This window comes from Pseudomonas sp. ATCC 43928, assembly GCF_005938665.2.
Taxonomy (GTDB): Bacteria; Pseudomonadota; Gammaproteobacteria; order Pseudomonadales; family Pseudomonadaceae; genus Aquipseudomonas.
The window spans coordinates 2,333,482-2,346,212 of sequence record NZ_CP041753.1; the positions used below are offsets into that span (position 1 = coordinate 2,333,482).

The 12,731-nt window shown below is 56.4% G+C and carries 11 protein-coding genes; 4 read left to right on the forward strand and 7 right to left on the reverse strand.

The annotated features are described in order from the left end of the window. Window positions 1-87: 87 nt before the first annotated feature. The 5 genes from FFH90_RS10635 to FFH90_RS10655 form a co-directional block, all read right to left on the reverse strand. Window positions 88-1,482 (reverse strand): undecaprenyl-phosphate glucose phosphotransferase, encoded by a 1,395-nt coding sequence (locus FFH90_RS10635; protein WP_018928262.1) that lies wholly within the window; start codon window positions 1,480-1,482, stop codon window positions 88-90. A gap of 491 nt (window positions 1,483-1,973) precedes the next feature. After that, window positions 1,974-2,642 carry a winged helix-turn-helix domain-containing protein gene (locus FFH90_RS30250; RefSeq protein ID WP_111453706.1) on the reverse strand — a complete coding sequence of 223 codons (669 nt, stop codon included), beginning with the start codon at window positions 2,640-2,642 and terminating at the stop codon, window positions 1,974-1,976. A 38-nt stretch (window positions 2,643-2,680) separates the two neighbouring features. Beyond that, window positions 2,681-3,436, reverse strand: coding sequence for an EAL domain-containing protein (locus FFH90_RS10645; protein ID WP_018928260.1), 756 nt, complete (start codon window positions 3,434-3,436; stop codon window positions 2,681-2,683). Window positions 3,437-3,448: 12 nt separating this feature from the next. Next, complete coding sequence (locus FFH90_RS10650; protein WP_018928259.1) at window positions 3,449-4,177, reverse strand: winged helix-turn-helix domain-containing protein; 729 nt, start codon at window positions 4,175-4,177, stop codon at window positions 3,449-3,451. Between the two features lie 607 nt (window positions 4,178-4,784). Further along, complete coding sequence (locus tag FFH90_RS10655) at window positions 4,785-5,198, reverse strand: VOC family protein (protein ID WP_111453707.1); 414 nt, start codon at window positions 5,196-5,198, stop codon at window positions 4,785-4,787. A gap of 246 nt (window positions 5,199-5,444) precedes the next feature. Between FFH90_RS10655 and FFH90_RS10660 the strand changes: the two genes are divergently transcribed. Further along, a complete protein-coding gene (locus tag FFH90_RS10660) occupies window positions 5,445-7,256 on the forward strand; it encodes an ABC transporter ATP-binding protein (protein ID WP_138867130.1) in 1,812 nt (603 codons plus the stop codon). Window positions 7,257-7,277: 21 nt separating this feature from the next. On the opposite strand, the gene FFH90_RS10665 is transcribed toward FFH90_RS10660, so the two are convergent. Next, window positions 7,278-8,495 carry a YbfB/YjiJ family MFS transporter gene (locus FFH90_RS10665; protein ID WP_138867131.1) on the reverse strand — a complete coding sequence of 406 codons (1,218 nt, stop codon included), beginning with the start codon at window positions 8,493-8,495 and terminating at the stop codon, window positions 7,278-7,280. Between the two features lie 114 nt (window positions 8,496-8,609). Here FFH90_RS10665 and FFH90_RS10670 point away from each other — a divergent pair, with 114 nt between their 5' ends. Continuing rightward, complete coding sequence (locus FFH90_RS10670; RefSeq protein WP_019581995.1) at window positions 8,610-9,485, forward strand: LysR family transcriptional regulator; 876 nt, start codon at window positions 8,610-8,612, stop codon at window positions 9,483-9,485. 30 nt (window positions 9,486-9,515) lie between these two features. Here FFH90_RS10670 and FFH90_RS10675 read toward each other — a convergent pair whose 3' ends face one another. Beyond that, window positions 9,516-10,031, reverse strand: coding sequence for a methylated-DNA--[protein]-cysteine S-methyltransferase (locus FFH90_RS10675; RefSeq protein ID WP_138867132.1), 516 nt, complete (start codon window positions 10,029-10,031; stop codon window positions 9,516-9,518). A gap of 152 nt (window positions 10,032-10,183) precedes the next feature. On the opposite strand from FFH90_RS10675, the gene ggt reads away from it, so the two are divergent. Continuing rightward, complete coding sequence (gene ggt / locus FFH90_RS10680) at window positions 10,184-11,911, forward strand: gamma-glutamyltransferase (protein WP_138867133.1); 1,728 nt, start codon at window positions 10,184-10,186, stop codon at window positions 11,909-11,911. Between the two features lie 262 nt (window positions 11,912-12,173). Then, window positions 12,174-12,707, forward strand: a complete 534-nt coding sequence (locus tag FFH90_RS10685) for a cysteine hydrolase family protein (protein ID WP_111453712.1) — start codon at window positions 12,174-12,176, stop codon at window positions 12,705-12,707. Window positions 12,708-12,731: the final 24 nt, after the last annotated feature.

A 12,731-nucleotide genomic window follows, 5' to 3' on the forward strand; every position in this document is an offset into this window, starting at 1 on the left:
CAGCGGGGCGGGAAATCCGGAGCAGTCAGAGAGCCTGACTGCCCCGGTAGCTAAGCTGAAGAATAAACGGGGTGAAAGTCGCAGCGATTAATAGATGTCCTTTGAAAAAAGCGTAAAAGGCGTCTTGATCAGGATCTTGATGTCGAGCCACAACGACCAGTTGTTGATGTAGTTGAGGTCGATCTCCACGCGCTTTTGCATCTTGTCGAGGGTCTCGGTTTCGCCACGGCAGCCACTGATCTGGGCCAGCCCGGTGATGCCCGGTTTGATTCGATGACGGGCCATGTAGGCCTGGATCTTGCCGGTGTAGTAGTCGTTATGGGCAATCGCGTGCGGCCGCGGCCCGACCAGCGCCATATGGCCTTGCAGTACGTTGAAGAACTGCGGCAGTTCGTCGATGGACGTGCGTCGAATGAAACGGCCAACCGGGGTAATGCGTGGATCTTCACGGCCGGCCTGGCGGACTTGATGGTCGTCGTGCAGGCGCATGGAGCGGAATTTCCAGACCTTGATGATCTTGCCGTTCCAGCCGTGCCGTTCCTGTTTGAAAATGATCGGCCCCGGGGAGGAGATCTTCACTGCGACGGCAATCACCAGCAGCAGTGGACTGAAGGCGATCAGCGCCAGGGCGGCGAGACCTCTGTCCAGCAGGGTCTTGCTGAGTGCCGCTGTCGGGTAACTGGTCAGCGGGCTTTCATTGAGGTGGATGGCGGGCAGGCCATCCAGCTCGCTGACGGAATGATTGAGCAACGTCATGCTGCCCAGGTCGGGAACCCAGACCACATCCACATTCGAGTCGAGAAGGTCGATGTACAGCGCTTCGACCTGTTTGGCTTCGCTCAAAGGCAGCGCGATGTACAACCGCCGGACATCGTGCACCCGGATCAGCTCGCGCAGTTCCTGCAGTTGGCCCACGATCCGGTGGGTATTGACGTTGGTCGACAGCTCGTTGGGTTTTGAGCTAATCAGGCCGACCAGCGGCGGATACTCGGTTTTGGCCAGTTTGTCCGCCAGATTCACCGCCAGTTGGTCGGTGCCGATGATCAGGGTGTTATTTTGGCTGTGCAATTGCCGGTGGTAGTGTCTGGAAAAACTATGCAGAGGCAGGTACAGCAAGGCCTGCACGCAATAACCTGCCACAGCCCAGACCATGATGATTTCCCGGGAGAACAATTCGCTGGTCTTGCTGAGAAAGCCGATGCTGGTCAGGCCGGTCAGTGTCAGCAGCCACCCCAGCAGCAGTCGACCCAGGCCGGAGAGGTATCCATGCTGCTTGTGATAGACCAGCAGCAGGGAGTAAGAAGGGACCGAGCCCAGGAACGTCAGCACGGCAAGCACACGATAATGAGCTTCGATTTCTCCTGTCTGGTACAACGCCAGAGCAAATAACAACGCATTGACCGAAGTGATGGCAATTATCCATTGCCCCCAGAAGGTCAGTCCTTTGGATATGCTGTTTCGATTAATACGATTATGTACCATCGCGGTGTCCCTCGGGCGTGCGCCACGTTGTGTATCAGTCGACGGTTAATAAATGGCAGCCGCGCGCAAAGGCTGAGCGAGCGCAGTTCGGTCAGAGATTATTTTTATTATTGGAAGGGAATAACGCGGGCTATGGCTGGCCATCCGAATGTTGTTTTCAAGTCAGCTGATACGGTTGTCTCAGTGTCCGGTTTTTATACTAGTACCTTAATCTTTGTGGGTGTCTGACGAATTATAACGGACACCACTTCCAGGGCTCATGTTATAAAAGGTCGTGCTCTTTTATTAGGAGGGCATCGCTAAATCGTCTATAAAATTGCAGCATTCCGATAAGCGCTTGCCCGCCATGGGGAGGGATCCGGCAGGAACTATGGAGAGAAATATGTGCGAGGGACAGGCGGCGGGAAGTACGAGGTGAGGTGGTTAGGCAGTCAAGCGGTATCGGGTTGAGCGGGAAATCGCATTTATTGTTATTGTTTTTGCGATTTCAATCAGTATGCGATTCTGATCCTTTGTGCCAGGCAATAACCACGGTTTCTGACCGAGCGAATCAGGCGTTCCCCGTTGGCGGCAGTCTTGAATTTTTTCTGCAGTCGGCTCAAGCACATTTCAAGGCCGCTGTAATTCTCCGGGTCTTTATCGATGCGTAGAATAAGATCGTTCTTGCTGAGTACCCGTCGATCACTGATGACCAGTTGGGTGAGCATTAACGATTCGGTGCCGGTCAATGGGATGGTTATATCTTCCTTGATTAATGTTCTGTCGTCGGCATTAAACCACCAGATGTCGGGGTTACCCTGCGACTCTTTAACCCGGCTGACTGCAGAGATGAACTCGTCGTCTGCCACCGGTTTCTTGAGAAATCCATCAACCCCGAAGTGCGAGAAGTGATGAAGTTCTGAATGCTCCGAGTTGGGAGTTATGAGTATGATTTCCGCATCTTTTTGATTTTTGCGGATAAAACTGACATCGCTCAGCGAGATATCGGCCTGGTCGAGCAGGATGTGCGTGAATCGACTCTTTCGGATGCGTTCGCTGCTGAGTTTGCCAGATTCGATTTCAAAAGATAGATGCAGGCGTTGTGCGAGAAGCGATTCTATAGCTTGTCGTGCCAGTTGATCTCGGGTGAAAATTAGAAAGCTGTTGTTTGGCGTATTCACAATAAGGCTCCTTCCTAGTTTGGTGAAATTTTTTAAGCTTAAATAACCTCGGTAGGCGAGTAGTACCGCCCCTGGAAAAAATCGAAAGGCATGCTGCGGGCCAGTGTGTGCAGTGCTTTGTGCTCGACCCGGTCCGCAATGAATCTGATTTTGCTGTCATGGATCATGCTGCTCAGGCAGTCGTAAGACCTGTTGAAAAAGTCCTGACTGTTATCGACCATGATGTCGAAATTGGACCGGGTCAGGTCCACTTTTATGTAATCGAACAGCTTCGGGCTGATCAGTTTTTCAGCGCTGTCATCGCTTAAGTCATAGCCATCGAAAGCGATCTCGATCCCGTTGTCCTTCAATAAATGAATATGATTGATAATGGTTCTTTTTTCTTTGAGATTGAACGAAAGGAGCGAACTGCCATTAATGCTGGGGATTAGCTGTTGTTCATGCTTCTTGAGTGTCGTTTGAGCGTCGTTCAGTTCTCGGATGAACGCTTTATCCAATAACGCGGATTGGTTCATGGTCACGAACAATTTATTGGGTGTCTGTACGGATGGGGACGACGTGGCCTCGATCTGTGAAAGGGCATTTAATTGGATCCGCATCAGTACTTCACGATAAATCGCCAGTGGGTGATCGGGATGCAATGGCTGATACCCCTTGTTCAGAGGTGTCTGTTGTTTGGTCGCCTTGGCATAAATCTCACTGCCGAACAATTCATCGTTTCGCTTGAGGATTGATTGCCTGAAGAAAACCAATGCGAAGTTATCTTGCACGGTATATTGCCTGCTGGACTCCATTGTTTAGTCCCTTTAAGAATGAAAGTTTGCTTGCTTTACTGAGACGACCCCTCGAAGCAATCGATAGCCATAACCGCGAACACTATGAATGATGTTAATGCCGAAGTGCTTTTTGATTTTGTTTCGAAGGCGGCTTATGGATTTCTCCAGAACACGTGAGTCATAGAGTTTGATATTCAAACCCATGGATTCGGCCATGGAGTCATGGTGCAGGATATTACCTTCTGCATTGATAAGCGCATCCAGGGCTTTCATTTCCTGATAAGCCAGATCCAGTTTGAGCTCATCGTTGTATAAGTGCAGGCATGTTTGGTCCAAGGTCAACTTAATGGCAGGCTGCCATTCAGGTGTTTCGAGCAACTCTGAAATTAACCTGGCTTTTTCATCCTGGTCGTTAGGTACATTGATACAATGATCTGCACCGGCCAGGTAACATTCAATTTTGGTTTGCGGAGCGCGAAAATTGATTGCAACGATAATGGACAGTTCTGTTGGGCTCGTACGTAATTTCTTGATGAGCGCCAGGCAGTCATTAAGAATGGAAGGGCTTTCAATGTCGATTAGTACGGCATCGTGGGCTTGAGCTTCGCTATCTGGATTTAATGGGTTTGTGTAATCTAATGTATATATATGCGTGAGATTGGGTGCAAATAACTGTCGAAGTTTCTCTGCCGAGCGCCAAGTGCGCCCAATAGCGAGAATACCCCTCTGGCTATTTTCGATTTTGCTCTCAGTACTCATCGTGCAAATTACTCATATGTGCTGGCGCTGCAATCTTAATACACATAATACTGAAATTATCTGACTTTTTATAACATTTTGAGCTTGTCAGCAGGTGCCATTCCATTGCCAGTAGTTTCAGTTGAATCAATGACATAGCCAACTGTGGAGGCTTTAGCCAATTTGATTTTTTGATATCCGATTTAGTTGGTGAGCGCCTTTGCGTCGGACTAGGCCCTCTAGGTTGACTTTTCTATGATCAACACTGAAGCGTGGCTGATCCGCGGATCGGGCTACAGAACGAGGCATCACAGAGAAGTCTTGCGTATAAACTGTGCGGAAGTCCGCATTTTTGATTTCTGGAGTTGATTTATAAGGATATTCCACGGTCTTCTATGGCAGTTTGGGTGCGCGCTCGAAAGGCGCCAGTTCAACTGTCGCCTCTTTTTAGGGCAAATGAGAGCGGGGGTATATTAATTTACTCCTTTTGCATTATATTTGTAATATTTTATGTCAAGAGCTGAATTTGTGAACAGTGTAGTTATTCTACCTAGTTATTGAATACAAAAAGCTAAGAATAATATCAAATGGCCATTATACTTAAGTATTAGTCTAAGGGGAGAGCCGGTCATAGGTCCTTTTCGCAATTAATCATCCATGACACGCCAAACCGATCGACCAGCATCCCGAAGCGTGCCGCCCAGAACGTTGTCTCCAATGGCATTTGAATACTCCCGCCTTGCGCCAATGCCGCAAACACTCGCTCTGCCTCAACCACACGGTCGACATTCAATGACACCGAACAACCGCTCATGCCGGCGCTGGGGCGATCGGGTGTGGTATCCGACCCCATGATCGACTGATCCCCGACCAACAGGCGCGTATGAATGATCAGGTTGTGGCAGTCCGCTGGCACATGGTCGCGAGCCGGAGTTTCGCCGAAGGTCATCATGACTTCGATCTGGCCAGGCAGGCTTTTGGCGTAGAAGTTGAAGGCATCCTGGCAGTCGCCGTTGAAGATCAGGTAGGGGGTGATTTTCATGTTCTGCTCCCGGTGATGGAGTGGGGCACATCGGTTGGACGTTCAGGTTCGTCTTCCAATCCCGATAGGCATTGACTCCTCATAGCAAAGCGCTAAAACGTGGTGAGCGACGATACTTTTTTAGATGTTTTTCCTATGGGCGAGGCGAGGCTTATCGCCTCATATCCACGTAAAGCGGGCGTCGCTCATTCCCCATACAGTATGACCTGCAGCGCCCCTTTACATCCGCCACCGAGTCCATCGCCCATGCCAGTCCTTACCCGTTTCGCCTCTTTGCTCGACCAGGCGAGGCGTGCCTTGTTGCTGGTCTGGGGTACGTCCCGCGGGCTGTTTCTGGGGTTGGTGCTGGCGACGCTGATCGCTGGTGTGCTGCCGGCACTGGCAGCCTGGTTGGGGCAGCGGATTGTCGACGCGGTAGTTACCGCGATGCAGTTGCACGCGCAACAGGGCAGCGCACCGTTGTGGCCGGTCGTGCGTTATGTGCTGTTTGAAGCGGGCGTGCTTGCGTTGCTGTCCGGGACGCAGCGTGCACTGTCGGTGCAGCAGTCGCTGTTGCGGGTGCAGTTGGGGCAGAAGGTCAACACGATGATTCTGGAGAAGGCCCAGACGTTATCGTTGGTGCAGTTCGAGAACTCCGAGTTCTACGATAAGCTGGTTCGGGTGCGGCGCGAGGCATCGACCCGGCCATTGGCGCTGGTGATGAAGTCGCTGGGGCTGATCCAGAACCTGATCGTGTTGATCAGCTTTGGCGTGTTGCTGGTGCATTTTTCGCCCTGGGCGCTGGTACTGCTGGTGGTCGGGGCGTTGCCGGTGTTCTTTGCCGAAGCGCACTTTTCCGGGGATGCCTTTCGGCTATTCACGCGCCGGGCGCCGGAGAGTCGGCAGCAAAACTACATCGAGACACTGCTCTCCCATGAGGGCTACATCAAAGAGGTGAAGCTGTTCGGCTTCGCGCCGCTGTTGTTGCAGCGTTATCGGGACACGTTTGCTCGTCTCTACGCCGAAGACCGGCGCCTGACGTTGCGTCGCGATGGCTGGGGATTTGTGCTGGGACTGCTGGGCACCGCGGCGTTTTATCTGGCCTATGCGTGGGTTGTGGTCGATACCGTTCACGGCAGCATCAGCCTCGGGCAAATGACCATGTACCTGGTGCTGTTCAAGCAGGGGCAGACGGCGGTAAGCAGCAGCTTGAGCGCGATCAGCGGTCTCTATGAGGATGGTCTTTACCTGTCGAGCCTCTATGAGTATCTGGCCGAACCGGTGGTGGCCGATGCCGGAAGCCTTACAGTGGGTGCGGTGCCCGGCGATGGGTTGCGTTTCCAGAGTGTCGGTTTCCGTTATCCGGGGGCGAGCCGCGCTGCTTTGCAGGGCATCGATCTGCATCTGTTGCCCGGACACAGTGTCGCGCTGGTGGGGGAAAACGGCTCGGGTAAAACCACGCTGATCAAGTTGCTGACGCGGTTGTATCGCCCTGATCAGGGCCGCATTCTGTTGGATGGCAGTGATTTGCAGGCCTGGGAAGAAGAGGCGCTGAGACGGCGCATCGGCGTGATCTTCCAGGACTACATTCGCTACCAGTTCTCCGTCGGCGAGAACATTGGTGTGGGCGACACCCTGGCGTTCAACGATGAAACCCGTTGGCAGCAAGCGGCCGCCGAAGGCATGGCCGCGCCTTTCATCGAGCGTCTGGATCGTGGTTACGCCACGCAATTGGGACGGTGGTTTGCCGGTGGGCAGGAACTGTCCGGTGGGCAATGGCAGAAGATCGCCTTGTCTCGCGCCTACATGCGCCGCGACGCCGATATCCTGATCCTGGACGAACCGACCTCGGCCCTGGATCCGGCGGCGGAAGCGGCGGTGTTCGAGCATTTCAGCCAACACACCGAAGGGCGCATGACGTTGCTGATTTCTCACCGCTTCTCCAGCGTGCGCAATGCCGACCACATCATCGTGCTGGACCAGGGGTCGATCCTTGAGCGAGGCGATCACGACAGCCTGGTCGCGGCGGGTGGGCGCTATGCGCAGTTGTTCAACGTGCAGGCGCGTGGTTATCGATAGCCGCAAACTTGTGTTGCGCGATCATGGACAACCCACCGGCATCATCCGGTCGCGCAGGTTCAGCAAGCGCAAGGCCTGTTCCAGCAAGAGCGCGACGACGATGGCCCCGGCCGCGATGACGAACAGTAACCCGTGATGACCGCCGCTGGCGTTGAACAGCGCCGAGTAGGCAAACCCGGCGATGGCCTGAAAGGTTGCGAATGAAACCGTGGCGCGGCTCCAGGCCACTTGCTGGTGATGGTGTTGTGGCACCAGCTCATGCACCCGGGCCAGCGCCAGCGGCACGATGCCCGGCGGGAACGAACCGAGGATGACTGCCAGCAGGGCCAGGGCGGTGAACGAACTCGATATCGCCAGCAGGCCGACGGCAATCGCCTGCACCACCAGGACCACGCGGATGCTCAGCTTCGCCCCCAGTTGATCGGCCAGAAAGCCATAACTCACCGGCCCGACTATCGCGCCGAGGCCGTACATCACCCAGATCAGTGCACCGACATGGGGCCCGGCACCGAGGCCGCGTGCCACGTAATCCACCAGAAACACCATGGCTGGCACCAGCCCGGCAGCCATGAACGCGTACTGTGCAAACAGCAGATAAAGGTTGGGATCAATCGGCGATTTGGTGTACTGAGCGTGCGGTGCAGCCGTTTCATTGGCAACGGATGACGGCCAGCCAAACCAGCTGGCGGCGGTCAGAATCAAGGCCAAGGCGCCGAGCCCAAGCCAAGTGTTCTGTAAGCCAAGGCTCAGCAGTGGCGGAACGAGGGTGCCTGAGCCGGCGATGCCCAAGCCGATGCCCAGGAAAATCGCACCGCTGGCCAGGCCTCGGCGCGAGGCGGGCACATGGGGCAATACGGTCGCCGCCACCAGCACCATGATCGCGCCACCGGCAATCCCCGACAGCAATCGCCAACCGAAGAACCAACTCACCGATAACGGAAAGGCACAGGCAAAAAACGCCAGTGTCACCGCTAGCATCATCAGCCGCAAAGCGGCTTTGTTGGACGTGCGACGGGCCAGCGGATGGCCGATCAGTGCGCCGATCAAGTAGCCCACCAGATTGGCGGCGCCGAGGTACACCACGTCGCTGGCGGAAAACCACTGGGCCTGAATCAACGATGGTATCAACGGCGTGTAGGCAAAACGCGCCAGACCAATACTGACCAGGCTGGCGCAGAGGCCGGCGAAGATCGGCAGCCAGATCGCGCTGCGCCCAGTGTCGAGGGAGGTGCTGTGCATGGGAGCGGTCCTGTGAATTTGTGCTTGGCCTCCAGCATATCGAGGAAAGCTGATGCAATATTGCTGCGATTTCGCGCTACGATGATGCGTATATGCATCACTACGGGAAACGCCATGAATTGGGATGATGCGCGAGTGTTTTTGGCGGTTTGTCGCGAATCGACATTACGCGGTGCAGCGCGGGTGCTGAAGGTCGATCAGGCAACCGTCGGCCGGCGAATCGCCGCGCTGGAAAAATCGTTGAATGCGACTTTGTTTCTGCGCACCTCCGAGGGCTATGCGCTGACAGCGGTCGGCGAAGCGGCGTTGCAATCCGTGGAGAAGATGGAGCACTCGGCATTTGAGCTGGAGCGACAGATTCAGGGCCTCGACGAACGATTGATCGGCAATGTGCGCGTCAGCACTACCGATTCTCTGGCCATCGATTTTCTGATCCCGGCCATCGCTCGTTTGCATGCGGTGCACCCCGACGTGCGGGTGCAGTTGGACGCCTCCACGCAAATCCTCAGCCTGGCCAAGCGTGAAGCCGACATCGCCGTGCGCAACACCCGGCCGGACAACCCCGACCTGATCGCCCGGCGCATCGCGCGCTGGCCGGTGGGGCTGTTCGCCTCGCGAAGTTATGTCGAGGCCAACGGCATGCCGCAACCGGGCTCGGCCTTCGAGGGGCATGATCTGGTGGTGTATCAGCCGTACTTGCAGGGCAACAAGAACATGACCCTGGTCTCGGAACCCCTGAGCCGTGGGCGGATTGTCGCCAGCCTGAGTTCCAGCCTGCTGGTGCGTCGTTCGATTGCCGCAGGTCTCGGGGTGGGGGAGATCCCGGTGTACATGGGTGAGCGCGATGGGCTGGTCAGGCTCTGGCCGGAACGCACACGCCCGCTGCCGTATGAAGTGTGGCTGGTGACCCATGCGGACCTGCGCCACACCGCGCGGGTGCGGGCGGTGATTGAGCAGATTGTCGAGGCGTTTGCACTGGAGAATGAATAAGTCAGGCTGCTCGTGTCGGTGCCCATTCAGTCAAAACAAATCACCCATCCTGCCGGCCCCCGACCATTCACAGCCTTCCAGCGTCAGCAACCGTTCTTTCGCCTCAAGCCCCCCGGCAAACCCCGTCAATTTCCCCGACGCCCCAATCACCCGATGACACGGCGCGACGATCGATATCGGATTTTTGCCGTTGGCCGCACCCACCGCCCGAACCGCGCTGGGATTGCCGATCTGCCGGGCTATCTCGCTGTAGCTGCGCGTCTCGCCAAATGGAATCGTCAGCAACGCCTGCCACACCTGCTTCTGAAAGTCCGTCCCGGCAAAATCCAGCTCAAGCTCGAAATGATTACGCGTGCCGGCAAAGTATTCCCGCAACTGTTGTGCGGCGCGTATCAGGATCGGGTTGTCCGCCGCTTCACTCATCGGCCCCAGTCTTACCCGACCGGGTTTGTCGTTTTCCCAGAGGATGGCCGCCAGACGCGCGCCTTTCGCGACCAGCTTCAACTCGCCGACCGGCGACGCCAGGGTGGTAAAGGTGTAGGTCATGCCGGCGGACTCCGCACACGTGCTGAACAGGGGCCCAGCATACTGCCTCGCCGGGGAGGCGCAATACGCAATAGCAGCCATACTTGCCAACTGCTTTTGAACCGTTCCCTCTGTTTTTCCACAGAGCCTAAAAACAAAAAAGAGACCGACCCATGAAGTTTGAACCTTTTGCCAAATCGCTCATGGCGACCTCATTGGCGTTGAGCTGCCTGACGGCTCACGCGGCCTCCGTTGCCCCGGTCGCTGCCGAAAATGGCATGGTCGTCACCGCCCAGCATCTGGCCAGCCACGTCGGCGTCGATGTCCTCAAGAATGGCGGCAATGCCGTCGATGCGGCGGTGGCGGTGGGTTATGCGCTGGCGGTGGTGTACCCCGCTGCAGGCAACCTGGGCGGCGGCGGTTTCATGACGATTCAATTGGCGGACGGGCGCAAGACCTTCCTCGACTTCCGTGAAAAAGCGCCCCTGGCCGCCACGGCCGACATGTACCTCGACAAACAGGGCAACGTCATCCCTGATCTCAGCACCCGCGGCCACTTGGCCGTCGGCGTGCCGGGCACTGTGTCTGGCATGGAGCTGGCGCTGAAGAAATTCGGCACCAAACCCCGCAAGGAAGTGATCGCCCCGGCGATCAAGCTTGCCGAAGACGGTTTTGTGCTGGAGCAGGGCGATGTCGATTTGCTGGAGTACGCCACAGACGTCTTCAAGAAAGACATGCGCGACTCGGGCTCGATCTTCCTGAGCAATGGCGAGCCGATGCAGGTCGGGCAGAAACTCGTGCAAAAAGACTTGAGCAAAACCCTGCGGGAAATTTCCGAGAAGGGCGCCGACGGTTTCTATAAAGGCTGGGTGGCCGACGCCATTGTCACCTCCAGCCAGGCCAACAAGGGCATCATCACCCAGGCCGACCTCGATAAATACCAGACCCGCGAACTGGCACCCATCGAGTGCGACTACCGCGGCTACCACGTGGTCTCGGCGCCGCCGCCAAGCTCCGGCGGTGTGGTGATCTGCGAGATCATGAACATCCTCGACGGCTACCCGATGAAAGACCTCGGCTACCGCTCGGCCCAGGCCATGCACTACCAGATCGAAGCGATGCGCCACGCGTATGTGGACCGCAACAGCTACCTCGGCGACCCGGACTTCGTGAAAAACCCGATCGCCCATTTGCTGGATAAAAACTACGCGACCAAAATCCGCGCCGCCATCGATCCGCAAAAGGCCGGCGTGTCCCGCGAGCTCAAACCTGGCGTAGCGCCCCACGAAGGCAGTAACACCACCCATTACTCGATCGTCGACAAATGGGGCAACGCGGTGTCGGTGACCTACACCCTCAACGACTGGTTCGGCGCCGGCGTGATGGCGAGCAAAACCGGGGTCATCCTCAATGATGAAATGGACGACTTCACCTCGAAAATCGGCGTGCCGAACATGTACGGCCTTGTACAAGGGGAGGCCAACGCCATCGCCCCCGGCAAGGCACCGCTGTCGTCCATGAGCCCGACCATCGTCACCAAAGATGGCAAAGTCGTCATGGTCGTCGGCACTCCCGGTGGCAGCCGCATCATCACCGCGACCCTGCTGACCATGCTCAACGTGATCGACTACGGCATGAACATCCAGGAAGCGGTGGATGCGCCGCGTTTCCACCAGCAATGGCTGCCGGAAGCAACCAACCTGGAAAACTTCGCCACCAGCCCGGACACCAAGAAGATGCTCGAAAGTTGGGGCCACAAGTTTGCCGGCCCGCAGGACCCCAACCATATTGCAGCTATTCTGGTAGGTGCGCCTTCGCTGGAAGGCAAACCCGTGGGCAAGAACCGCTTCTATGGGGCGAACGATCCACGGCGCAATACCGGGCTGTCGCTCGGTTACTGAAACAGGCGATCATCGGCCATCTGAACTCCCTGGGTGGCCCTGATCCCGGGTAGCAGCTGCCGAGCCCGCGAGGCTGCATTCGGCTGCGTAGCAGTCGTAAAGTCGGTTAGCCGCGTTCATTCGGGCAAGCCGCATTCGCTGATATGGCGAGCGCTGCGCGCTCGAACGCAGCCTCGCAAGCTCGACAGCTGCTACACCGGCTACACAGGCTGAAAGGGAGTTGAAATCCATCGTTCCAGCGACCTGTCTAAGGAAGGAAGCCATGAGCACCGCACTCCTGATCATCGATGTCCAACGCGCGCTGTGCACCGGCGAGTACGAATGCTTCGACATCCAGCGCGTCATCGACACCATCAACGGCCTCAGCACCAAAGCCCGAGTCGCCAATATTCCGGTCATCCTGATCCAGCACGAAGAAGAGGGCGACCTGCTGCAATACGGCGCCGAAGGCTGGCAACTGGCCGACGGCCTGAAGACGTCACCCCACGACCTGCGCGTGCGCAAAACCACTCCGGACTCGTTCTACCAGACCCACCTGCATGAACATCTACAAGAGCTGGACGTCGAACGCCTGATTATCTGCGGCCTGCAAACCGACTACTGCGTCAACGCCACGGTCCGTGAGGCATTATCGCGAGGCTACGACGTGGTGCTGGCGTCCGATGCTCATTCCACAATCGACAATGGCACGATGAGCGCCGAAGACATCATCACCGAACACAACAAGGATCTGGCGCACCTGACCGGTTCCGTGGCGCGGATCGATGTCGTGCCGGCCAGCGAAATCAATATCTGAAAGCATCGGTGGTTCCTGGATGTA